The sequence below is a fragment of the Chitinasiproducens palmae genome, from assembly GCF_900095735.1.
Taxonomy (GTDB): Bacteria; Pseudomonadota; Gammaproteobacteria; order Burkholderiales; family Burkholderiaceae; genus Chitinasiproducens; species Chitinasiproducens palmae.
The window spans coordinates 220,904-241,885 of record NZ_FNLO01000002.1 but is presented as its reverse complement, the minus strand read 5'-3'; the positions used below and the strand labels follow the sequence as shown (position 1 = coordinate 241,885).

Sequence of the window (20,982 nt, the reverse complement as noted above, 5' to 3'; positions counted from 1 at the left end):
GTGCCTGTCCGTGATGCTCGCAGACGCCGTGAGCCGCGGTGTCGTCAAGTCGGGCGGGGAACGGCGCACGCGTTCGGGCGTGGTGATGGTCGGCGAGTGAGATCGAAAGCGATGTACCGCTGATCTGCTTGGATAAGCGCAGCAGCGCTGAAGTGTGTTCGCTCGGACCGCTCGTCGTAAGAAGTTGATTGCATCGGTTGTACCTGCGCCATTCAGTGATAGAGGCGATCGCCATCTCCGCTCGTAACGATATATACTGACTTTAATACTGCAACCCAAATTTATAACTTGCGACGATCAACTATTGGCAAGGTCAGCAGACGTATCGCAGCGCGACGCCTTCACCCGAGCATCGAATCCGCCTATCCGCACGGCAGGTCGGCCCCACAACCCGACATTCCCATAGCCCCATAGCGAACGTGGAATAAACAGCTTCTCTTTGACCCGAACCGGGTGCTCGATGCGCCAACGGAACGTCAGCGCGGCACAAGGGGGGGCGTCGGCCTTCTGCTGGCACGGGTATTTGCTGGCACCATCAGTGACGTTGCCGGCCGTCAGGGCGTATGTGCGCTGGGGGCGACGGTCAGCGTGTTGGCGATATGGTTTTGGTGGATGACGCGGCACCTCACGTCCACCGTAGAGGGTCAAACAGAAAATACCGGTGGAGGGAATCTGGCATGAACGAAGTCGAGTTGTTGGCCGACGCCGATGCACGCGGCCGGCAGTACACAGAGGCCAATCGCAATCGTCGGGTCTTTCCGTCGGACCAGGCTATCGCTGCGTTGACTCGCTTTGACGAGCCGCTGCCAGAGGAGGGTGCCCGTTCCGAGGAGACATTGAGGTTGCTCGATGACGTCGGATCGCCGGCCACCACCGCATCCAACGGCCCGCGCTACTTTGGTTTCGTGATTGGCGCCTCGTTGCCCGCCGCCGCTGCCGTTGAACGGTTGATGCTGGCATGGGATCAATGCGCTTCGACTTTCGATAATTCGCCGATTTCAGCAACCCTCGAGCGCGTGGCCGCCGGCTGGATACTCGATGCGTTGGATCTGCCGCGCGAGAGTGCGGTCGGCTTCGGTACCAGTGCCACGGCCTGCACGCTGACCGCGTTGGCGGTGGCCCGGCGCGAGTTATTGGCGAGGCAGCATTGGGACTTCGATCGTCAAGGGTTGCACAACGCGCCGGCAATCAGGGTGGTCGTATCCGAGCTGGTTCACATCACCGTTAAAAAGGCATTGCGCGTGTTGGGGTTCGGGCTTGATCAGATCGTTTATGCGCCGGTCGATGCGCAGGGACGGGTCGACACCGCCCGGCTGCCCCTGCTGGACGCACGCACCATCCTGTGCCTGCAGGCGGGTGAGGTGAATACCGGCGCGTTCGACCCGTTCGACGAAATCATTCCTCGTGCACGACGGGCGGGAGCATGGGTTCATGTGGATGGCGCGTTCGGTCTGTGGGCGCGCGCCTCGTCGCTGGCTCGCCTCACGTACGGCGTCGAATTGGCCGATAGCTGGACGACCGACGCGCACAAGTGGCTGAATACGCCTTACGACTGCGCGATGACGATTTGTCGCGATGCGCGCGCGCTGGCCGAGTCGATGAACAGCGACGCTGTCTATGCGAGCGCCAGCGTGGACGCGCAGAAGAATCTGACGCTGGAGTTTTCGCGGCGTCCTCGCGGGATCCCCGTCTGGGCAGCGCTGCGCAGCCTGGGGCGACAGGGCGTTGCCGCGTTGATCGAGCGGCATTGCGCACAAGCGCGTCGGATCGGGGAGGGACTGGCGGCCATCGGACTGGAGGTGCTCAATCAGATAACACTCAATCAGGTGCTGTTCCGGTGCGCGAGCGATGCACAAACGCTGGCGGTGCGTGAAGCAGTGCAGGCATCCGGCGAGGCCTGGTTCGGGGGCACGATTTGGCACGGCCGACCTGCCATGCGCATCAGCGTGTCGTCCTGGCGCACACAGGACGCCGATGTCGAGACGCTATTGGCATTGATCGCCCGAACAGTGCGTCAGCTTCACGGCGATCATCCGTGCGGTCCGTGACCCAGTGCCCGCATCCGTGCTCTTATCGTCGAGCGGATTCGTCGAGCGGATTCGTCGAGCGCGCCGTGCGATCCGGCCGCGAAGCCAGCACGCCGTAACGGCGTCGGCCCTGGTATGCGTGACAGCTGTAGGTTAAAGCTGTAGGTGGACATCGGCACGCCAAGCGCTGCCGATGTCCACGTGCTCGGTCAGGAAGTCGAGGAAGGCACGCACGCGCAAGGGCAGGTGGCCACCTTGTCCGACATAGACAGCGTGCACTTCCTCGATGTCGCCGGGGTTGCACCCCTCCAGCACGGGTCGTAATCGACCCGCCGCGATGTCGTCTCGCACCTGGAAGGCCGCAAGTCTTGCCAGCCCCAAACCGGCGACCGCCAGGTGACGCAAGGCTTCGCCGTCACTGGCCTGTGCGTTGCCGGTAACTGGCACTACCACCGGCTGTGAGTCCCAGCGTAGCGGCCATCCGGCCTGGGCGCGCGCATAGTTGGCGCCGATCCGATTGTGCGTCAGCAACGCGTCCGGGGTAGTCGGCGTGCCGTTGCGCGCCAGATAGTCGGGCGAGGCAACGATAATCATGGGCGTACCGCCCAGTTTGCGCGCGACCAGGTTAGAGCTCTTCAGCGGACCGGCGCGTACGGCCACGTCCGTGCGTTGTTCGAGGATGTCGATCACCTCGTCGGTCAACACGAGGTCGAGCGTCACTTCCGGATGACGTGCGAGGAACAACGGCACCAAGGGCAGCAGGAAGTGGTGTCCGAACGGCACGTTCGCATTGACGCGCAAACGGCCACGAGGCGACGTGCGTTCGCCCGCACAGCGCTCCGCCTCTTCAAGATCAGCCAGAATGCGCACGCCACGCTCGTAGAAAGCGCAGCCTTCCGCGGTCAGCTGCAGGTGGCGGGTCGAGCGATTGAGCAATCGTGTGCCCAGCCGCCGCTCCAGCCGCGCGACCAGCTTGCTGACCGCGGAAGGCGTCATGTCGCAAGCACGCGCGGCAGCCGAAAAACCGCCTGACTCCACCACGCGCACGAACACCTCCATTTCGCCAGCGCGGTTGACGTCGAGTCGTGCCATCTCTGCTGTCCTTGAATTCGAAGCACAAGTGCTGTTCCCGCCGCAGTCTATCTGAATCTGGTCTTTCAATTCATCATTGATGCGTCCAAGGCAAACCGATTCACTTCAATGCGGCTGTTTCCAAATCGTTGTCTGCGTTCGATCCCGTCAATGTTGCTGGGCTTGCCGTTGAGTGCTGCCGTCGCGGCGACTCCGTCGTCGTCGGTCGAGCAGTCCGCGGCTCCCTCGGCAGCATTGTCAGCTACGTCGTCGGCGAGCTGGGTGGTCAGTTGGCAGGCAAGCCCCCAGCGCGTATGGGAGAGCGGCTTCCTGTTTCCAACCAATCTTCCCGCGACGATACAAGGACAGACAATCCGCCAGATCGCGCGGCTCAGCGTTGGAGGGCATCGTGCGCGCATCGTCCTGTCGAACGCGTTCGGGCGCGAGCCGGTATTCGTCGGCAAGACAACGCTCGCCCGAGTTGCTCCTGATGGCGCAGCGCTGAGCGACCCACCGCGCCAGGTGACGTTCGGCGGCAAGGAAGCGGTATTGATTCCGCCGGGCGCCTCCTGGCTCAGCGACGCGGTCGAGGTCCCGCTCCGGTCGCTGACACAGGTCGCGGTCAGCCTGTACTTGCCGCGCCCGACGCACGTCGAAACCTTCCATTGGGACGGACGACAGACCGCCTGGATCGCGCCCGGAGACCAGGCCGCCGCCATTTCGCTTACGCCTGCCAACGGCCCGCTGCTTGCAACGACCGCGCGTCCCTTGCTGGCCGGCATCCAGGTGGACAGCGATCGGCCCGCGCAAGCCGTCGTCGTGCTCGGCGATTCGATCACCGACGGCGCCACGGCCAGTGTCGACAGGGACACGCGCTGGCCGGACTTCCTGGCCAGGCGCCTCTGTGCGCGCGGCGTCGCCGTTGCAAACGCCGGCATTTCCGGTGCGCGCCTCCTCTCCGACGGGATGGGTACGAACGCGTTGGCACGCTTGGACCGGGACGTGTTGGCGCAGCCAGGTGTACGAAGCGTGATCGTGATGCTGGGCATCAACGACATCGCCTGGCCGGGAACGGCATTCGCGCGGCAAGCGCGAACGCCGACGCTCGACGAGCTGAGCGACGGCTATCGGCAGCTCGTGGCGCGCTCGCATGCACGCGGTGTCCGGGTGGTGGCGGCAACGCTTACGCCGTTCGCAGGCGCGTTGCCCGGCACACCGCTCGAAGACTACTTCAACGACCACAAAGATGCGCTGCGTGAGCGGGTCAACGATTGGATTCGCCACAGCGGCGTGTTCGATGCGGTTGTCGATTTCGATGCCGTCCTGCGCGATGTCGACCACCCGACCCGGCTCGCCCCAGCCTACGACTCAGGCGACCACCTACACCCGGGGAACGAAGGCAACAAGGCGATGGCCGATGCGGTGGACCTGGACATGCTGCTGCCGACCATCGGGAACGACAGGGCGGCTGCGTCGTGCCCCATCCTCAGCGGACGGTGAGCCATGCGCTTCGATTCCTAGCGTCCGGGACGACTTGAACTGCCGATCGCATCGTCATGCCACCGAGGACTCGGGCGCGGCCCGCGGCCGGCAATCTGCCGACGGCGCTGCTGGCTGTCCACTACGTCCAGCGCGCCTCGGCAGGCTTCATCGTCAGCGAAAGTACACCGGTCGGTCAGCCGGGGCGGCCGTATGCGTGGACGCCGGCATCCACACGCCCAAACAAATCACCGGCTGGCGGCGTAGCACCGCGACCGTCCATGCTTCCATCTTTAGAGATGCAGCGTCTAAGTGTAAGGACTGCCGCATTCCTTCGGTGTTGCATTCGCCCGCTACGCCCACGGCCCGGGGAACTGGCACCGCCCACGATCCGGTCGCCGGCGCGCAGCGATGAGTGGACGCCGCTTCGCTTGTCATGCCCGCAATACTCGTTGATTTGAATCAAATGCGTCCAGGTGCCAACACCGAGCCGCCCGCCCGTCCACGGTCCGACAATCTGATACAAGAGCGCGCAACATATGTGTCCCTCATGAGTTACATTCTAAGAATGTACAGCGTCCTGACCACCCCTCAGTTCGACAAGTGGTTCGTCGGGCTCCGTGACCCGATCGGCAGCGCGGCCATTTCCCTGCGCATCTAACGAGCCAGACTCGGCAATCTGGGACAATGGCGTTCGGTCGGCGCGGGCGTCAATGAACTGAAAATCGACGTCGAACCGGGCTAACGCGTTTATTTCGTTCAGCGCGGAAAGATCGTCATTGTTTTGTTGTGCGGCGGCAGCAAGTCCACGCAGAAGAAAGATATCAAGCTAGCGAAGCAAATAGCCAACGAACTGGAGGACTGAAGATGAAGGTCAGCGAACTGGCCGAATTCGACGGCTCGAAGTATCTGTGTGACGAGGAAACGATTCGTCAATACTTGGCACAAGCATTTGAACATGGCGAGCCTCGTTTAATCCAAGCTGCCCTTGGCAACGTCGCTAAGGCGCGCGGCATGACGGCACTCGCTCGTGAATCGGGCGTGAAACGCGAAGCCCTCTACCGTGCACTGTCCGAGAGTGGAAACGCGGAGTTTGGAACGATTATGAAGGTCATTGCAGCGTTGGGCATGCACTTGACGATTGCACCGACAGAACCGTCAGCGCCCGCTGCACCCACAGGTGTGGCGATGCCGAGACGCTCGCGCCCCCGCACGGCGGCACACGCTTAAACCTGCGTTGTCCGGGTCTGGCGGACGCAACGCAGACCTGTGAAAACGGCATACGCAGGCGCTTTCCGCAACCGGTCGCATGCGATATTCACGGCAGCCACCGTGACAAACCACGCCTTTGGAGGGCATCGCCCCAGGCGGTGGGCAATCGCACCGAAACCGCTCTCTCCGAGTCGCTCGGTGCGGATGCGAGGCGGTCGATCGGGGAATGCCGCGCGTCAAGACGCGCGACAACGCACACGTTGTTCGATACGGCCGAACACACTTGTGCCGTCCGCTGCGAAGGCTTCGATGCAGACCGTATCGCCGTTGGCGAGGTACGGAGAGGGCATCGCGCCCTCGATCATTTCGACCGCGCGACGCTCTGCAATACAGCCGTAACCGCTGCCCGGCCGGCGGTTCGACACAGTGCCCGCGCCCAGCACCGTTCCCGCGCACAGCGGTCTGGTACGTGCCGCGTGATGAAGCAGATCGGCGAACGAGAAATGCATGTCTTCTCCGGTGCGCAGGGTCCCGACGGTCAATCCGTTATGCGAGACGTGCAATGTTAGGTGCGCGCGTTCGCCGTCCCACTGCGGGCCTAGCTCGTCGGGCGTGACGAAGACTGGCGCCATTGCCGTGGGCGGCTTTCCATGCACGAAACCGAACCCTTTCGCAAGCTCATCCGGTATCAGCCCCCGCAGCGAAATGTCGTTGACGAGCCCGAGCAGCCAAATCGCCCGCGCGCATTCCGCTTTCGACGCGCCCATCGGAACGGGGCCCGTGACGACCACCAGCTCGGCTTCGAAGTCGGCCCCACCCTACGTCGAGGACGTCGATTGAATCGTTCCATGAGAGGAAAGGCGCCGACATCCCTTGATACATGATGGGATCGTCGAAAGCTAACGGTGGCATCGCGACGCCTCGCGCACGGCGAACCAGTTCCGCGTGGCGCAGGTATGCACTGGCGTCGAGCCATTGATAGGCACGGGGCAAGGGCGCGTCGAGCGCGTGCCAATCGAGCGCCTGTACGTGCGCAGCGGTCCGCTCCGTCAAGCTGCGGCAGTCGTGCTGAACCCGTAACGCGACATCGGACCAGCGGTCCAGCAGCTGCTGCAGGGAGCCGGCAGGGCCCGCGGTCGGCCGCATCTGCTGCAGTTGACCATCGACCAGCATCAGTTCTCCGTCGGGCGTACCGTTGCGACGCGTGGCAAGTCTCAAGCGCACCTGGGTGCTGTCGGATTGTGGAAACGGTGCAGGCTCAACGTCTCACGCCGGCACGCCGCAAACAGCATCATTTGCCTGCCGTTGCGACCGCGCTACACGGCGTCCCGTCACTGCCACACGGGGCGCGCGACGCTTGCCGAACGGTGTCGAACGGTGCCGAGAAGTGCCGAAGAGCTGTTGACGTATCGCGCCGGGATTCTCCGTCCGAACGACCGATCACCGCAATGGCGGCCGTCCTTCAGTCGAACGTGGCTGCGGGCCTGCGTTTAGCCAGCCACGGGTGGAGTCGTCGCCGTGCCGACACACCTGAGGCGCCGGCGTTCGCTGGCGGCTATCCAAGCGAAAATCTCCGTGAGCGCTGTACCGAATAGTAAATTCTCGATAAAACTATTGCAAAATGAAACTAATATGTCAAAAGTTTTGGTGCATGCCAGACCACGCGCTGTTGAGTGGACGAACATAGCGGACGGCTCCGACGTGCTGGAGCCGCCCTGCGATATCGCCCGTCAGCCCGCCATCAGTTGCCCTTTTCGACGTTACGCCACAAGCGCTGGGTAAGCGCGGCCAGGGTCTCTCGTTCTGCCTCGGACAAGCCTGCCAACAGGTCGCGTTCCGCCGCGAGGGCGACCGGGATGATCTCTTGATAGACCATATTGCCCTTTTTGCTGAGTCGGAGCGTGACACGCCGGCGATCGTCGGTGTCGATGCGTCGGATCAGCAAACCTAGGTCTTCCAACTGGTTCAGCGCACGGGTGACGCTGACGCTGTCCATCGCCGCACGCTGCGCGACCTCCTTGGCCGACAGCAGGGTAGCCGCGTCGCCGAGGTGCGCCATGACCCGCCACGCGGCGGCGGATATTCCGAATCGCTCGCTACAAACGGCATGAAGTTGCGCGCTTATGTGATTGACGATAAAAGATAATCGGTACGGAACCCATGCGTCGAGGGCAAGCCGTGTCGTGTCGGTCATGGCAAACATCCAAAACGGGATCGACGTAATTATTTCATAGCGAAAAGGATTTAGGGACACCTATGTTCAGGGGTGTCAGGACGTTTTCAGGTAGGTCGTCTGAGGGCCGCGACCGATGCCAGCATTGCTGCTTGCAAGTCGATGGCGACGCCTCCTTCGCACACCCTTGCATCCTTCGGACCGCATGCATGACGCTAGTCATCCATGCCGTGGCTCCTCCCAACACAACACCGGACAAATAATTGCAAAACGAAACTTATTGCATATGAAAACGATAGTTTCTATCATGCTGATGAAATGAGACGCGAGGTCGGCGAAGCGGCGCATGTGGCTGACAGTGCTTGCCACGGACGGCTCGATCCGTCCCGACGATCTCGACAATCCCCGGATGGAGGAGACATGGTCCAAGGCGAAGCAGTGGATGTCATCGATACCGCGTTCATGGAATTCGCGAGCCGCGATCTCGATGCGCTCGTCGAGACCTTCGAGCGTCTCGGCTTCAAGGCGGCGGGACGACATCGCGCGGCACGCATGGTCTGGATGCAGCAAGGCGGCGTGACGATCATCGCGAACGGTGAGCCGGGAACGCACGGTGCGCGCTTTGCCGCTGCGCACGGACCGGCCTGCGCCGGCATGGCTTTCCTGGTCGCCGACAGCGCGGATGCTATCGCAACGGCGCGCGGGCTTGGCGCCGAGTCGGCTATCGATGCCGCCAGCACACTTGCGCCGGGCGCAGCACTGCGCGGCATCGGCGATAGCGCGCTTTATCTGGTCGATGGGAAAGCACTGGACACGCTGAAGTCGCAGTTCGAACTGACTTCGGTGGCGCAACCGGTCGCGCCCTTCCTTCGCATCGACCATGTCACGCATTGCGTGCATCCGGGGCACATGGCCGAGTGGGTCGCGTTCTACAAGCGGATCTTTGGCTTCGAAGAGGTGTTCAAGTTCGTTGCAGGTGACGCGCAGAACGGCTTCGACACGGTCGCGGTGCGCGCGCCGGGTAATGCCGCCTGCGTGACTGTCATCGAGCCGATGGGCGCGGCTTCGCAAATTCAGGCGTTCATCGACGAATACTGCGGCGAAGGCATCCAGCATCTGGCGTTGGCAAGCGGCGATCTTTATCGGACCGTCGAACGCCTGACGAATGCGGGCATCGATTTCCTGCCAACGCCGGCTGCCTACTATGCGGCGCTCGACGAACGCGTGCCGGGTCACGGCGAAGACGTGGCGGAACTCCAGCGTCTGAACATGCTGCTCGACGGCGCGAATACCGGGGAGAACCCTGACGCAAGCGCCCGCTTGCTGCTGCAGATTTTCACCCGCACGATGGTGGGCCCCATCTTTTTCGAAGCCATCCAGCGCAAGGGCGATACGTCGTTCGGTGAGGGCAACGCCAAGGCACTTTTCGAAGCGATCAAGCGCGAGCAGCAGAGCGAGCAGGTCTGAGATGACGTATCTGATCGACTGCCTGTATCGTCCCGGCGGCGCCGAGGAACGGCTCGCGCTACGACGCGAACACATCCATCACATGCTCCAGTGGCTCGATCGCACGGTGTTCGGAGCCGCGCTATTGGGCCCCGACGGCGGCCAGCCCAAGGGCATGGTGGTGGCACTGAACGTGGCATCCGAGGCCGAGGCACGGCGTTTCGTCGCCGACGAGCCGTATAGCCGCGCGGGCCTGTTCGCAACGGTATCCGTCGATGCGCTGGCGCAGGTGACGCCGCCCTACACCGGGGACGTTCTCGCACGCGCGCTGCAGGACTGCGGATAGAGCGCCAACGCGGCGAAGCTCTCGGGTGCAAGTCGTCTCGGATAGTCGTAGCGCCACGCGCGGCCTGACGCTCGGTGAGCGAGCGCCGACGTGATCGACCGCCGATCCCCAGCGATCGATTCCGCCACAGGAAGACCCGCTCAGGTGTGTCTTAGCCGTTGCTTTACCGCCTCGAGGGCGTCGCACTGGGCTTCAATACGGTCGATGCACTGCCGACTCTCGCTGATGATCCTCTCGACGTGATCGCGGAAGATGCCCGCTGCGATGCCGGACAACGAGACGATACGCCGACGAATCAGCTCGGTGAGCGCAGCGTGGACACGCTGGAAGTCGGCGCTGATCGTGTCGGCTGGCAGGACGGCAGACCCTGCATATTTCGTCAGGATGCCGTCGACGTCGCCGTGGTCGGGGCGAAGATTCGCTGGCGGCAGGTCGCAGGCCACCTCGCACTCCGGCAGTTGCCGCGCCGTCTCGTCCAGCAACGAAGCATCCAGTGCGTTCGACACGCGTTGCAGCACATGCAACGCACCGCCGCCAGCCAGGGCCTCGTCGAGCCATTCGGGAAGTACCGGGATCAGCGTGCGCCAGACGCTGTTTGCCAGCGCCGACTGCCGATCCGGCAGAGCCAGCAAGAGTCCTTCGGCAACGCGCTGCGTTTCGACAAGCGCTGGGATGATCGTTTCGCGTAGCCGGCCGACCACATTTTCTTCAAGATGATGCAGGCGTACCTCGGCCGACTTGCGCCGTTTGTAACGGATCGCTGGCGCGACGAGCGCGGAGAGCGCCGCGAACAGAACCTCGAAGCCGGCGTCCGTCAGGGCCTGCGTGGTCTGGCCGCCCTGGCGGGCCATGTGCGAAGAAACCGAGACGGGCGTCGCGACCAGCGCTTCGTCGACTGCCATCTCGCGGAGCTTGTGCCTTGCCCTGGCCTTGACGTCGCGGGCCTGCTCGTCGCGATTCTCGGCGCTCTTGTTGCGAAGGCACTTGACGATCCTGCCGTCCAGTTCGTCTTCGTCATACAGGTCGCTCCGTGTAATCACAGGCAGCAGCGGCTTGTGGCGGCGCAGCTCATGGGCGAGGGCGTCGAGTTCCTGCACCTGTCCGGGCGACGCGGAGCTCGTCAGCCAAAGCATGCCGTCCGCGCTGTCCGTGAGACGGCGGGTCAACGACGCATTGTCCTCCGTTATCGAGTGCAGCCCGGGCGTATCGAGCAGAACCAGGTTGCCGCCGAGCCGCACGCCTTGCAGCGTCGCGGTCGTTTCCGTGGCGCCTTCCTCGAATCGAGCCTCGGTGTCGACCGCGCGCACGCCGTCGAAGCGGAAGAAAGACACGGACTCGCCTCGCGACAGAAAGCGCTCGGCCAGGAAATTGCAGAACGAGCTTTTCCCCGCATTGAACTTGCCGTAGACCAGGAGCAGTACCTTGTCGTCGAAGTGACCGGCGACGGTGTTGGCCAGCGAGCGCTCGTGCCACTGTGCGAGCCACGTCGACTCGCTTTGCCGCAGGAGCGTGGCCACATTTTCGATACAGTCGACGAGGCAACTGTCTTCGCGAAGGCCGCTTGCCGCAACCTCGAGCGACTGCAGGATTCGACGCAGGCCCGCGAACCAGGCGTCGAGATCGTCGACATCGCCCGCGCGCGGCGCGCCTGACACGCGCATCGTGTTCAGCTCGGCGATGAAGCGCGCTTCCTCCGAAACCGTGGCTTTCATCCGTTTCGTTCCAGGCGACGCAGTGCGTCCATCGCGCGCGTGAGCGCCGCCAACGACGCCGCTGCCGCGTCGATGCGAGCCGCCAGGGCCTTTCTGTCACGCGACAGCTCATAGTAGCGGGCGAACTCGCGCTGCAGCCGCTCCCGGCCGGTCAGCGAGGAGAATATCTTGCGAAGGTCGTCGCGGAATTTCACCGATACGCCCATCACCGCGACCACCACCGTGTTGAGCGCCCGGGCCACGGTTTCCTGGTCAGTCGGAATGGTGACCACACCTTGTCCTGCCAGGAACGCATCGATTTCGATACAGGCTCGGGAGTAGGCGACTTGAATCCGCGCACGCTCAACTTTTCCGGCGGTCAGGCGGTAAGCGTCCTTCGCTTTGTCCGGGATCACCGCATGGTCCTGTCCAAGCGACGCGAGCATGGACTCGATGTCCCGGCTGACCTTGCCGATGACTTTACTCAGCCCGAGATCGAAGGCTTGCCTTTGGCGATGCTGTCGTTCCCGGTCACGTCCGAGTGCCGCGTCCGTTTCATGAAGCAACGCGGCGACTTCGTCGGTCAGCTCTCCGAGCAACAGCGACGTCTCGTGCACGCGCGCCGCCGGGGTCGCGGCGACGGCCTCCTGGATCCGTCGCAGCAGGGAAGGCATGTCACTCTGCTCGATAAGGAGTCGCTTGCCGTCCTGTTGTCCCTTGCGGAAGCGCGTCGACGAGATCCGCTGAATCGTCAGGCCGGGCACCTGTCGCGCAATGTTGCCGACCACCTGGTCGAGTTCGTCGTCGCCCGGCAGCTGATCGATCTGCGACAGGACGAAGATGGTCTGACGTTGGGTTTGTGCTGCGTCGGCGAGCAGTTGACCGAGCAGGGTAAGCTCGGCGGCGTCGAGCTCGCCTTCCTTCGCCGCATGCACGAAAAGCCGAACGTCGGCGTGCAGCCATGCCGCATGCAGCGCCTGACGATCGTCGCCGCTTGCGACGTCGGCGTCGAGACCCGGCGCATCGAGCCAGAGCACCCCCTCATGTAGCGTATCTGCCAGCCGGACGGTTTCGCGTCGATCGGCCACGGCGAAGACTTCGCTTCCAACAAGCTCGTTGAGCAGGCGGCTCTTGCCGTGGTTGTATTTGCCAACCACCGTGACGACCGGCTCGCCGTTGCGGAGCAGCATGCCGAGGCGCGCAAGGGCGTCCGCCCGGTGCGGCAGGACGCGCAGGACGTCGCCGTTTGCATCGGTCATAGGGTTTTCGGATACAGCCATTTGCCAAATTCGGAACCGGTAGTGCAGGCTGGCTCCACTAGAGGCCACTTTTCAACCGGAGGCGGAGGAATCGGCGGCGGGAACGCACGCCGCCGGTCGACCTAGCGCGTTGCGCGCACCGACAGCGCACCGACAGCGCGACGTCACAGCGCATACTCGTCGATCCGCTCGGCACGCGCGGTTTGCATGCTCGCCAGCATCGCGGGTGCCCGTTGCGTCGGACCGGATCGCGCCCGACCGCAGGTCACGCGTCCGCCAGTCGCTAACGGGAAGGCTGTCGGCGGAAGCACGGCCCGACGCGTTCGCGTTTTTCGAGGCAACCGATGATCTGCCGATCGACGCCCGCTACGCCGCGGACGCGGACTGCCAGCAGTGCGCCGCGACCGGCTTGCGCGCGGTCTTCGCGTCCGACGCGCCGGCTCACTGCGCGCGGGCGCCGCCGTCGCAAGGCTGCTTACGCAGCCGCCGACGCCCGCAGCCGATTGACGATCTGCGTGTCCTTGCCCTGCACCAACGGCGTGAGCTGGATGTCGAACTCGATTTCCTTGTACGCGTCCGTCTTCAGGCCCAGCGCAGTGCCGCCGGTCTTTTCGGTCACCGGCGGCACCAGGTCCTCTCGCGTGGCGTAGGCGAAGTCATCCCAGATCAGCGGATCGCCTTCGATGTTGATCTGCGTCGTGAGCTTGCGGGTCCGCTCCGACGTGACAAAGAAGTGAACGTGCGCCGGACGGTTGCCGTGACGGGCCAGCACGTTGAGCAGTTGTTGCGTGGCGCCCTGGGGCGGGCAGCCGTAGCCGACCGGCATCAGCGTGCGAAATTCGTATTTGCCGTCGGGCCCGGTGCGGACCGCCCCCCGCAGGTTGAAGTCGCTCTGCGCGCCAGTCGGATCGAAGTGCGAGTAAAACCCTTTCGAATTGCCGTGCCAGCACTCGATGACCGCATTGTCGACCGGCTTGCCGTTCTGATCCTTGATCGTGCCGCGGATCACCAACGGCTCCGCATTCTCGTCCGGGTCGATATCGATCCGCGCAACGCCGTCGCGCACCGGGGCACCGTCCAAGTACAAGGGGCCCTCGATGGTACGGGGTGTGCCGCCCTCCAGACCTGCCTCCTTGTCCTGCGCGTCCATCCGGATGTCCAGATATTTCTCCAGACCCAGCCCGGCGGCCAGCAGCGCGGCTTCACCGTCCTGTCCCAATTTGTTGAAGTAATTGACGCCGGCCCAGATTTCGTCGGGCGTCATGTCCAGATCGTCGACGGCTTTGAACAGGTCGCTCAGCAGACGATGGATAATTTGCTTGGCGCGCGCGCTTCCGTCAGTGCCGTCTAGGTTCGCTGCTGCGCGCAGCAGCGCTTGCGCCTCGGCCGACTGCGATACTTTCACGCTCATGTCTTCTCCTACGTCTCTGTATTCTTTTGGGGGTTAACGCTGATCCATAAGGGCCGACATATGCTTATAAGGTATAGTCAAGCCGGCAAACAGCGGATGTTGGCAGGATAGAGGAGGCTGGAACGCCCGGTCCAACACCAAATGAGTATCGGTCCATATCTACGCGGTATCGTCAATGGAACTCAGGCACCTGCGTTACTTCGTGGCCGTGGCGGAGGAACGCAACTTCACCCGGGCGGCACAGCGGCTGCATATGGCGCAGCCGCCGTTGAGCCGTCAGATCCAACAGTTGGAGGAGTCGCTGGGCGTGCAGTTGTTCGAGCGCGACTCGCGGCCGCTCAAGCTGACCCAGACAGGCAAGTTCTTCTATTCGCATGCGGTGCAGCTCCTGCTGCAAAGCACCGAACTCGAATCCATGACGCGCCGCGTCGGCAATATCGAAAGAAGCCTCTCGATCGGCTTCGTGGGCTCGACGCTGTACGGCATGTTGCCTAAGATCATCCGGCGCTTCCGCAACGAAAACAAAAACGTCGAGCTCAGCCTCCAGGAGATGTCGACGATGGACCAGTTGCGCGCGCTCAAACACGGCAGGATCGATGCCGGGTTCGGCCGCATCCGGCACGAGGATGCGAGCATTCGGCGCATCGTCCTGCGCGAGGAACGGATGATCGCGGCGCTGCCATCAGGGCATCCACTGTCGCTCGAATCGCGCCCGCTGACCTTGCATGACCTGCTCGACGAGATGCTCATCATCTTTCCGGCCGCGCCGCGTCCCAGTTACGCAGATCAGGTGCTGGGCGCCTTCCGCGACCGGGGGCTGGAACCGCGGCAAACCTACGAGGTTCGAGAGCTGCAGATCGCGCTCGGCCTCGTGGCCGCCGGCGAAGGCGTTGCCGTGGTACCGACCAGCGTTCATGGATTGAAACGCGACGACGTCAGCTACAAGGAGCTGGACGATCCGACGCTGGTGTCGCCGATCATCATGAGCACGCGGGCGTTGGACGATACGCGCGAGATTCGCGCCCTGCTCGATCTGGCCGAGGAACTGAGCCAGCGCGACGACGTATAGCGCCGCTCGGCCAGCAGGGCGCGCGCAACGCGGCCGGTGAGCGACTATACGAAAAAGGTATCGCATGAGACCGGGATGGTCTTGGACAGGGGGCGCGCGCTCACGCAATACTCCGGTACGTCGTTCACCAAGCGTGCAAGAATGAGTCTTCAAATCTCGTCCGTCGAAGCAGTCCTGGTCGACCTTCCGACCATCCGCGCCCATCAGTTGGCGATGGCCACGATGCAGCGGCAAAGCCTTGTGATCGTCCGCATCCGTTCGAGCGACGGCCTGGAAGGGATCGGCGAGGCGACGACGATCGGTGGCCTGTCCTACGGCGAGGAAAGCCCGGAGGGCATCAAGCTCACCATCGACACCTATCTCGCGCCAGCACTCGTCGGAGAGGACCCGAGCAACATCAACGCCGTAATGCTGCGGCTCAACAAGGTTGCAAAAGGCAACCGCTTCGCCAAGTGCGCGATCGAAACCGCGCTGCTCGACGCACAAGGCAAGCGTCTCGGGGTACCCATCTCGACCTTGCTGGGCGGAGCGGTCCGCAAGACGCTGCCGGTGCTGTGGACGCTGGCAAGCGGCGATACGGCCCGCGACATCGACGAAGCCGAACAGCTGCTGGAAGCGCGCCGCCATCACACGTTCAAGCTGAAGATCGGACGCCGCAGCGTTCGTGACGACGTCAGCCATGTGTCGAAGATCAAGGCAGCCCTCGGGGACCGAGCCAAGGTGACGGTGGACGTCAATCAGGCATGGAGCGAGCTGGACGCGGTCGCCGGCATCCAGGCCCTGGAAGCGGCGGGTGTCGACCTGATCGAACAGCCCACGCCTCGCGAGAACCGCGCCGCGCTGGCCCGGCTCGCCGACCGCTTCGCGGTACCCATCATGGCGGACGAGGCGGTAGCCGGCCCGGAAGACGCGCTCGACCTCGTGCGGGGCGCGTGCGCGGACGTGCTTGCATTGAAGATCGCCAAAGCCGGCGGTATTTACAGCATGGTGCGAACTGCCGCGGTCGCGGATGCGGCCGGCATTGCGCTCTATGGCGGCACGATGTTGGAGGGCAGCATCGGCTCGATCGCATCGGCGCACGGCTTCAGCGCGCTGCCGCAACTGTCGTGGGGCACGGAACTGTTTGGTCCGCTGTTGCTGAAGGACGATATCGTTGCCGAGCGGCCGCACTACAGCGACTTCGATCTGCACATACCGGCAGGGCCGGGACTGGGGCTGGAGATCGACGAGGACAAACTCGCTCATTATCGACGCGCATAGTCCGTCGGCACATTCGTCTTGCGAGCCGTGCCGCAGCGTCTTCACGACTCCTCGGATGCGGTCGAAGGAAATCTCGAACAGCCTGACGCGCCGCTTTTCGCCGCTTTTCGCCAGTTCACGCCGCCTCACGCCGCCTCACGCAGCGCCGGCATCGGCGCTTCCAGAGCGGCGCGGCGCATCGTCCGTTGCTGCTCGCGCCCGCGAGTATTCGACGGCCCGATGGCCTCACCGTGGCCGCGCCCGCGCGCAATCAATGCGGACTCCGCTTGCGCGTGCTTGCGTGTAAGCGGTCGACGGGTAGCCGCTAACCTGCCACCGGCAATCCCGCGGCGCGAGGCCATCGGCCTCCCGATCGGGCGACGACGGCGCTGCTTTGTCCGTCGCCCTGTGGTGCGAGCGCACGACTCGGCGACGGACAGCATGACCTCGTGTCGTCACTGACTCACGTACTGGAACTTGCCGTTCCTGACCGTGCCCATCACCACGGACCGTTGATCGAGGCCGATATGATCCGTCGGACTGGTGTTGACGATGCCCTGCGGAATCACCAGATCCTTCGTGCTTTCGAGGGCGTCACGCAGCGCCTGCCGGAATGCAGGCGTGCCCGGCTGCGCCGTCTTGAGCGCACGCGCGACCGCGTCGTTCAGACGCGGGTAGACGCCAGCCGCATCGCCGGAGAACTGGTTGGCGGTGCCGGCCCCGTAGCGTTGCTCGTACGCGGTGACGAAGTCCAGCGCGGTTTTGCGTACAGGGTTGTCCGCCGGCAGCGACGTGGCGACCAGCACTGGCTGGGTCGGGAACAGCGTGCCCTCGACGTCCTTGCCACCGAGCTTGATGAAGTCGGGCGTACCGATGCCGGCGGTCTGATAGATCTGGCCCTTGTAGCCGTAATTGACGATGGTCCGCTGCGGCAGCACCGTCGGCGTGCCCGCGCCGGCGATCAGAATCGCATCGGGCTTGGCGGCAAGCAGCTTCAGCACCTGGCCGGTGACGCTGGTATCGGTACGGTTGTAGCGCTCCACTGCGACGAGCTTGATCTTGCGCTGCTCGGCGAACTTCCTCAGCTCCTTCAGCCAGTTCTCGCCATAACCGTCCGCGAAACCGATGTAGGCCAGTGTCTTGACGTTGTGCGCGGCCATGTACCGCGTGGTCACGTCGGCGAACGCCGAATCGGACGACGCCATTTTGAAGGCCCAGGTGCGCGATCCCGTCTGCGGTTCGACCACCGAGCCGGCGCCGACCAGCGCCAACATCGGTGTCTTCGCTTCCGCGATGACGTCAAGCGCCGCGAGCGCCGTCGGAGTGATCGTCGGCCCCACGATCACGTCCACCTTGTCTTCGGAGAGCAGCCGGCGGATGTTGCGCACCGCATTGCCGGGGTCGGTGGCATCGTCCAGGAAAATATACTCGGCCGGTTGACCACCCAGCGTCTTCGGCCACATCAGAAAGGCATTCTTGCTGCTGATGCCGATGGTCGCCGCCGGGCCGGTCGTCGACAGATCGACGCCGACCTTCACTTGCGCGTGCGCGGTGAACGCGACGGCACCGAGCAGCGCCGCGGTGAGGGAACGAAGGGTGTGGCGAGGCATGCTGAGAGGCTCCATAAAGCACTGCGTCGAAGAGATAAAGCACTGCGTCGAAGAGAACAACGTGTTGGCAAGGCAGCGCCGTCAGCCGGATCGAGACGCCGATCGGCAGCGGCGGGCGGGTTCTTCACGCCCGCGTCGGCGTGGCCGCGCAAGAACCATCCGCGAAACGACGGCCGACGATCAAGGCGCCGCCGTGGACAGCGTCCGCCGCAAGCAGGCGAGAGGGCCGCGCCACCGCGATGGGCATCAGCGGTGCGGCTGCGCCGCCACCGCGCGCGGCACGCGATGGAAGGCGCGGTCGAAGTAGATCAGGCTGTCGCCGTCACCGCGCACCCGAATTTCGGTCGCCTCGACGAACATGACGGCATGCGAACCGACATCCTTGGACTCGACCACCGTTCCCTGAATGCTCGCCAACGCGTCGCGCAAAACCGGCACGCCGTGTCCGCCCTCCGCCCAGCCTGGCAGTTCGAAGCGCTCGTCCATCGACAAGGCCGTCAAGCCCGCGAAATGACGAGCCAAGGTTTCCAGACTGGCGGGCAGGACGTTGACGCAAACGGTTCGGTTGCCGTCGAAGACCGCGTGCATTGCGCTCGAGCGATTGAGGCAGACCAGCAGCGTGGGCGGCGAGTCGGTCACCGAACACACCGCGCTGGCCGTGATGCCGCAGCGGCCCATCGGCCCCGCCGTCGTGATGACGTTGACTGCGGCACCCAGGTGCGCCATCGCCTGGCGAAACTGCATGCGTGCGGCGTCGCCAGCGTCTGCGGACAATTCAGGCTTCGACATAACGGCTTCTCCTTGGACATCGCTTGGACCCGCTGCGGTGCAACGCAGCCGTCGATGGCTTCTTGGCCCGGCTCGCAACGAGCGCATGGCGCGACGCTTGCCGCGTCTTCGCGAGCGACTTATGGCTGGTTATGATTGCTTTCATGAAAACGGACGGCGCCCTTGATTACAGTGCACGCGGCTTCCCTGAAGAACGGCACCGAGGCATGCGAATGCCCGGTCCCAAGCCCATGACGGTTCCGGTGCCCACGGTCTACATCGTCGACGACGATAAAGGGATGCGCACGTCGCTCGCCTGGCTGCTGGAATCGGTTGGCATTCACTCCGCGGGTTTCGCCAGCGCCGCGGCTTTCTTCGATGCCTTCGACGACGGCGTGCCGGCCTGCCTCGTGCTGGACGTGCGAATGCCGGAAGCGAGCGGTTTCGATGTCCAGGCTGAACTGAACCGCCGCCAGGCGACGTTGCCGATCATCTTCGTAAGCGGTCACGGTGATATTCCGATGTCTGTACGGGCGCTTCAACAGGGTGCGGTCGATTTCGTCGAGAAGCCCTACAATTCGCAGCAGATGCTGGAGCGCGTGCAGCGAGTCATGCGTCTTGCCACGCAGCGTCACGCGCAGCAACTTCGCCACCGCACGCTGCGCCAGCGCGTCGCTTTGCTCACCGCGCGCGAGAAGGACGTCCTGCGCGGCATCATTGAAGGGAAGGGCAGCAAACAGATTGCGTCCGACCTATCGATCAGCGTCAAGACGGTCGACGTCCATCGAGCCAGCATCAAGGGCAAGTTCGAAGTGGCGTCGATCGCCACGCTGGTTCGCGACGTGCTCGAAGTCTGGGATCCCGCGGCTGACCGCGCTTAGTTATGGCGCTTAGTTATGGCGCTTGGTGATCGCGCTTAGTGATGGCGCTTAGTGATCGCGCTTAGTGGTGGCGCGGCAGGCATGCCTCAGCGCATGAAGAGTCCTCCGTTCACGTCCCAGCACGCGCCGTTTGCAAAGTAGGCCTGCGCGGACGCGAGCAGTACCGCTACATCGGCGATGTAGCTTGCCGACCCCAGTCGCCCGACGGGGATGCCGGCTATGACCTTCTCGAGCCTGTCGGCCGGCACGCTTTCGTGCACGATCGGCAGGTCCAGCGGGCCCGGTGAAATTGCATTGACCGTGACGCCATGCTGTGCAAGGTCACGCGCAAACACCTTGGTCAGCGTGATGGTTCCTCCTTTCGCCGCGGCGTAGTGCGCACCGGTGGCCGAGCCGCCGTTCTGGCCGGCCAGCGACGCAATATTCACGATGCGGCCGCCACCGGTCGACGCGAAGTGCTGGCCGAACACCTGGCATGCGAAGAGCACGCTCCGCAGATTCACGTCGATGACCTGGTCGAACTGTTCGGCGGTGATCTCCATCAACGGCACGACCTTGGACGCACCGGCATTGTTCACCAGTACGTCGACGGCACCCCAGCGCCCGATCAGGGCGTCCCTTGCAGCCTCGAAATCGGCTTTCGAGGTCACGTCCAAGCGGAGCGCAAATGCAGTGCCGCCGTCCGGACTCAGTGTTCGTGCGAGTGCCGCCGCGTCATCGACGGCGATGTCGGCCAAGGCGACCCGATAGCCGGCTTCATGGAAGCGGCGCGCGATGACGGCGCCCAGTCCGCGTGCGGCGCCGGTGATCAAAACGACTCGTTGTGGCATGGCAAATAACTCATCTCGGGGAAGGCAACGGCGACAACCGCGACAACCGCCTCACGGCGGCAACGCGCGCGGTCGTACTCATGCACCGTTCGATGACGGCGGCGTTGCCGGCGGCACGGTCAGCGCGCGGCCCACGCGCGCTTCGATCTTCCCGTAGCGCCAGAGGTTGTAGTCGCCAACGGGCGTCGTGCGATACAGATTGCAGACCGCGACAGCCGTATCGAAGTCGGCGACGTCCGCCATGATGTAGAAAGTCCATGGCGCGCCATCGGCCTGACCGACCACCAGCCGATCGTCGTCCATGATGCCGAGAACACGCACGCCGTCCATCGCCTCCACGGCCGCCAACATCTTTCCATACGCTTGCCAGACCTCGCCGATTTGTTCGCGAGGCAGGTCGAAAAAATTCTGGCTGACGCCGCAGCAGAACAGCACGCGAAGCGGCAGGGATGGTGTGTCGGTCATGGTGA

19 protein-coding genes and 1 pseudogene are annotated in these 20,982 nt (G+C 63.8%); 9 read left to right on the top strand and 11 right to left on the bottom strand.

Annotation, left to right across the window (positions count from 1 at the left end):
* The first annotated feature begins 677 nt into the window (after positions 1-677).
* The gene (locus BLU54_RS04225; RefSeq protein WP_091905112.1) at positions 678-2,048 is read left to right on the top strand and encodes a pyridoxal phosphate-dependent decarboxylase family protein; all 1,371 of its coding nucleotides are present in this window, start codon (positions 678-680) and stop codon (positions 2,046-2,048) included.
* 132 nt (positions 2,049-2,180) lie between these two features.
* Here the strand turns inward: BLU54_RS04225 and BLU54_RS04220 are convergent, their stop codons facing one another.
* Entirely contained in the window at positions 2,181-3,119 is a 939-nt protein-coding gene (locus tag BLU54_RS04220; protein ID WP_091905109.1) for a LysR family transcriptional regulator, read from the bottom strand.
* A 108-nt stretch (positions 3,120-3,227) separates the two neighbouring features.
* Between BLU54_RS04220 and BLU54_RS04215 the strand changes: the two genes are divergently transcribed.
* The 3 genes and pseudogenes from BLU54_RS04215 to BLU54_RS04205 all read left to right on the top strand — a co-directional run bounded on the left by BLU54_RS04215 (position 3,228) and on the right by BLU54_RS04205 (position 5,807).
* Complete coding sequence (locus tag BLU54_RS04215; protein ID WP_211435298.1) at positions 3,228-4,598, top strand: SGNH/GDSL hydrolase family protein; 1,371 nt, start codon at positions 3,228-3,230, stop codon at positions 4,596-4,598.
* A 547-nt stretch (positions 4,599-5,145) separates the two neighbouring features.
* A pseudogene (locus BLU54_RS04210) lies at positions 5,146-5,442 on the top strand (type II toxin-antitoxin system RelE/ParE family toxin).
* A 2-nt stretch (positions 5,443-5,444) separates the two neighbouring features.
* On the top strand, positions 5,445-5,807 hold the full coding sequence (locus BLU54_RS04205) for an addiction module antidote protein (RefSeq protein WP_091905103.1): 363 nt from the start codon (positions 5,445-5,447) through the stop codon (positions 5,805-5,807).
* Positions 5,808-6,025: 218 nt separating this feature from the next.
* Here the strand turns inward: BLU54_RS04205 and BLU54_RS24120 are convergent, their stop codons facing one another.
* The 3 genes from BLU54_RS24120 to BLU54_RS04195 all read right to left on the bottom strand — a co-directional run bounded on the left by BLU54_RS24120 (position 6,026) and on the right by BLU54_RS04195 (position 7,983).
* Positions 6,026-6,556: a fumarylacetoacetate hydrolase family protein gene (locus BLU54_RS24120; protein WP_235837784.1), complete on the bottom strand. Its 531-nt coding sequence runs from the start codon at positions 6,554-6,556 to the stop codon at positions 6,026-6,028.
* Positions 6,468-6,962: a hypothetical protein gene (locus BLU54_RS24115; protein WP_235837783.1), complete on the bottom strand. Its 495-nt coding sequence runs from the start codon at positions 6,960-6,962 to the stop codon at positions 6,468-6,470. The genes BLU54_RS24120 and BLU54_RS24115 overlap by 89 nt, the downstream gene beginning before the upstream one ends.
* Before the next feature lie 568 nt (positions 6,963-7,530).
* Positions 7,531-7,983, bottom strand: coding sequence for a MarR family winged helix-turn-helix transcriptional regulator (locus tag BLU54_RS04195; RefSeq protein WP_170845013.1), 453 nt, complete (start codon positions 7,981-7,983; stop codon positions 7,531-7,533).
* A gap of 399 nt (positions 7,984-8,382) precedes the next feature.
* On the opposite strand from BLU54_RS04195, the gene hppD reads away from it, so the two are divergent.
* The gene (gene hppD / locus BLU54_RS04190; RefSeq protein ID WP_170845012.1) at positions 8,383-9,429 is read left to right on the top strand and encodes a 4-hydroxyphenylpyruvate dioxygenase; all 1,047 of its coding nucleotides are present in this window, start codon (positions 8,383-8,385) and stop codon (positions 9,427-9,429) included.
* 1 nt (position 9,430) lies between these two features.
* On the top strand, positions 9,431-9,754 hold the full coding sequence (locus BLU54_RS04185; RefSeq protein WP_091905095.1) for a YciI family protein: 324 nt from the start codon (positions 9,431-9,433) through the stop codon (positions 9,752-9,754).
* A gap of 140 nt (positions 9,755-9,894) precedes the next feature.
* On the opposite strand, the gene BLU54_RS04180 is transcribed toward BLU54_RS04185, so the two are convergent.
* From BLU54_RS04180 to catA, 3 genes are all read right to left on the bottom strand, one after another.
* Positions 9,895-11,466, bottom strand: a complete 1,572-nt coding sequence (locus tag BLU54_RS04180) for a GTPase (RefSeq protein ID WP_091905092.1) — start codon at positions 11,464-11,466, stop codon at positions 9,895-9,897.
* Entirely contained in the window at positions 11,463-12,704 is a 1,242-nt protein-coding gene (locus BLU54_RS04175) for a GTPase (RefSeq protein ID WP_170845011.1), read from the bottom strand. Before BLU54_RS04175 ends, BLU54_RS04180 begins: the two co-directional genes overlap by 4 nt.
* A gap of 475 nt (positions 12,705-13,179) precedes the next feature.
* A complete protein-coding gene (catA, locus tag BLU54_RS04170) occupies positions 13,180-14,115 on the bottom strand; it encodes a catechol 1,2-dioxygenase (RefSeq protein WP_091905086.1) in 936 nt (311 codons plus the stop codon).
* A 175-nt stretch (positions 14,116-14,290) separates the two neighbouring features.
* Here catA and BLU54_RS04165 point away from each other — a divergent pair, with 175 nt between their 5' ends.
* On the top strand, positions 14,291-15,184 hold the full coding sequence (locus BLU54_RS04165; RefSeq protein ID WP_091905084.1) for a LysR family transcriptional regulator: 894 nt from the start codon (positions 14,291-14,293) through the stop codon (positions 15,182-15,184).
* A gap of 141 nt (positions 15,185-15,325) precedes the next feature.
* Positions 15,326-16,444, top strand: a complete 1,119-nt coding sequence (locus BLU54_RS04160) for a muconate/chloromuconate family cycloisomerase (RefSeq protein ID WP_091905081.1) — start codon at positions 15,326-15,328, stop codon at positions 16,442-16,444.
* A gap of 434 nt (positions 16,445-16,878) precedes the next feature.
* On the opposite strand, the gene BLU54_RS04155 is transcribed toward BLU54_RS04160, so the two are convergent.
* The gene (locus tag BLU54_RS04155; protein ID WP_235837782.1) at positions 16,879-18,033 is read right to left on the bottom strand and encodes an ABC transporter substrate-binding protein; all 1,155 of its coding nucleotides are present in this window, start codon (positions 18,031-18,033) and stop codon (positions 16,879-16,881) included.
* Positions 18,034-18,279: 246 nt separating this feature from the next.
* Entirely contained in the window at positions 18,280-18,822 is a 543-nt protein-coding gene (hpaC, locus tag BLU54_RS04150) for a 4-hydroxyphenylacetate 3-monooxygenase, reductase component (protein ID WP_091905077.1), read from the bottom strand.
* 230 nt (positions 18,823-19,052) lie between these two features.
* Here hpaC and BLU54_RS04145 point away from each other — a divergent pair, with 230 nt between their 5' ends.
* The gene (locus tag BLU54_RS04145) at positions 19,053-19,682 is read left to right on the top strand and encodes a response regulator transcription factor (protein WP_091905982.1); all 630 of its coding nucleotides are present in this window, start codon (positions 19,053-19,055) and stop codon (positions 19,680-19,682) included.
* 86 nt (positions 19,683-19,768) lie between these two features.
* On the opposite strand, the gene BLU54_RS04140 is transcribed toward BLU54_RS04145, so the two are convergent.
* Entirely contained in the window at positions 19,769-20,512 is a 744-nt protein-coding gene (locus BLU54_RS04140; protein ID WP_091905075.1) for an SDR family NAD(P)-dependent oxidoreductase, read from the bottom strand.
* 78 nt (positions 20,513-20,590) lie between these two features.
* Positions 20,591-20,977 carry a hypothetical protein gene (locus tag BLU54_RS04135; RefSeq protein WP_091905074.1) on the bottom strand — a complete coding sequence of 129 codons (387 nt, stop codon included), beginning with the start codon at positions 20,975-20,977 and terminating at the stop codon, positions 20,591-20,593.
* Positions 20,978-20,982 lie beyond the last annotated feature (5 nt).

Excerpts from the sequence above, each read along its gene's own strand:
- BLU54_RS04175 (WP_170845011.1), bottom strand. The coding sequence starts at position 12,704 with ATGACCGATGCAAACGGCGACGTCCTGCGCGTCCTGCCGCACCGGGCG.
- BLU54_RS04205 (WP_091905103.1), top strand. The coding sequence starts at position 5,445 with ATGAAGGTCAGCGAACTGGCCGAATTCGACGGCTCGAAGTATCTGTGT.
- BLU54_RS04165 (WP_091905084.1), top strand. The coding sequence starts at position 14,291 with ATGGAACTCAGGCACCTGCGTTACTTCGTGGCCGTGGCGGAGGAACGC.
- hpaC (WP_091905077.1), bottom strand. The coding sequence starts at position 18,822 with ATGTCGAAGCCTGAATTGTCCGCAGACGCTGGCGACGCCGCACGCATG.
- BLU54_RS04180 (WP_091905092.1), bottom strand. The coding sequence starts at position 11,466 with ATGAAAGCCACGGTTTCGGAGGAAGCGCGCTTCATCGCCGAGCTGAAC.
- BLU54_RS04140 (WP_091905075.1), bottom strand. The coding sequence starts at position 20,512 with ATGCCACAACGAGTCGTTTTGATCACCGGCGCCGCACGCGGACTGGGC.
- BLU54_RS04215 (WP_211435298.1), top strand. The coding sequence starts at position 3,228 with ATGCGGCTGTTTCCAAATCGTTGTCTGCGTTCGATCCCGTCAATGTTG.
- BLU54_RS04220 (WP_091905109.1), bottom strand. The coding sequence starts at position 3,119 with ATGGCACGACTCGACGTCAACCGCGCTGGCGAAATGGAGGTGTTCGTG.
- BLU54_RS04195 (WP_170845013.1), bottom strand. The coding sequence starts at position 7,983 with ATGACCGACACGACACGGCTTGCCCTCGACGCATGGGTTCCGTACCGA.
- BLU54_RS04225 (WP_091905112.1), top strand. The coding sequence starts at position 678 with ATGAACGAAGTCGAGTTGTTGGCCGACGCCGATGCACGCGGCCGGCAG.
- hppD (WP_170845012.1), top strand. The coding sequence starts at position 8,383 with ATGGTCCAAGGCGAAGCAGTGGATGTCATCGATACCGCGTTCATGGAA.
- BLU54_RS04155 (WP_235837782.1), bottom strand. The coding sequence starts at position 18,033 with ATGCCTCGCCACACCCTTCGTTCCCTCACCGCGGCGCTGCTCGGTGCC.
- catA (WP_091905086.1), bottom strand. The coding sequence starts at position 14,115 with ATGAGCGTGAAAGTATCGCAGTCGGCCGAGGCGCAAGCGCTGCTGCGC.
- BLU54_RS04135 (WP_091905074.1), bottom strand. The coding sequence starts at position 20,977 with ATGACCGACACACCATCCCTGCCGCTTCGCGTGCTGTTCTGCTGCGGC.
- BLU54_RS04145 (WP_091905982.1), top strand. The coding sequence starts at position 19,053 with ATGACGGTTCCGGTGCCCACGGTCTACATCGTCGACGACGATAAAGGG.
- BLU54_RS24115 (WP_235837783.1), bottom strand. The coding sequence starts at position 6,962 with ATGCTGGTCGATGGTCAACTGCAGCAGATGCGGCCGACCGCGGGCCCT.
- BLU54_RS24120 (WP_235837784.1), bottom strand. The coding sequence starts at position 6,556 with ATGGGCGCGTCGAAAGCGGAATGCGCGCGGGCGATTTGGCTGCTCGGG.
- BLU54_RS04160 (WP_091905081.1), top strand. The coding sequence starts at position 15,326 with ATGAGTCTTCAAATCTCGTCCGTCGAAGCAGTCCTGGTCGACCTTCCG.
- BLU54_RS04185 (WP_091905095.1), top strand. The coding sequence starts at position 9,431 with ATGACGTATCTGATCGACTGCCTGTATCGTCCCGGCGGCGCCGAGGAA.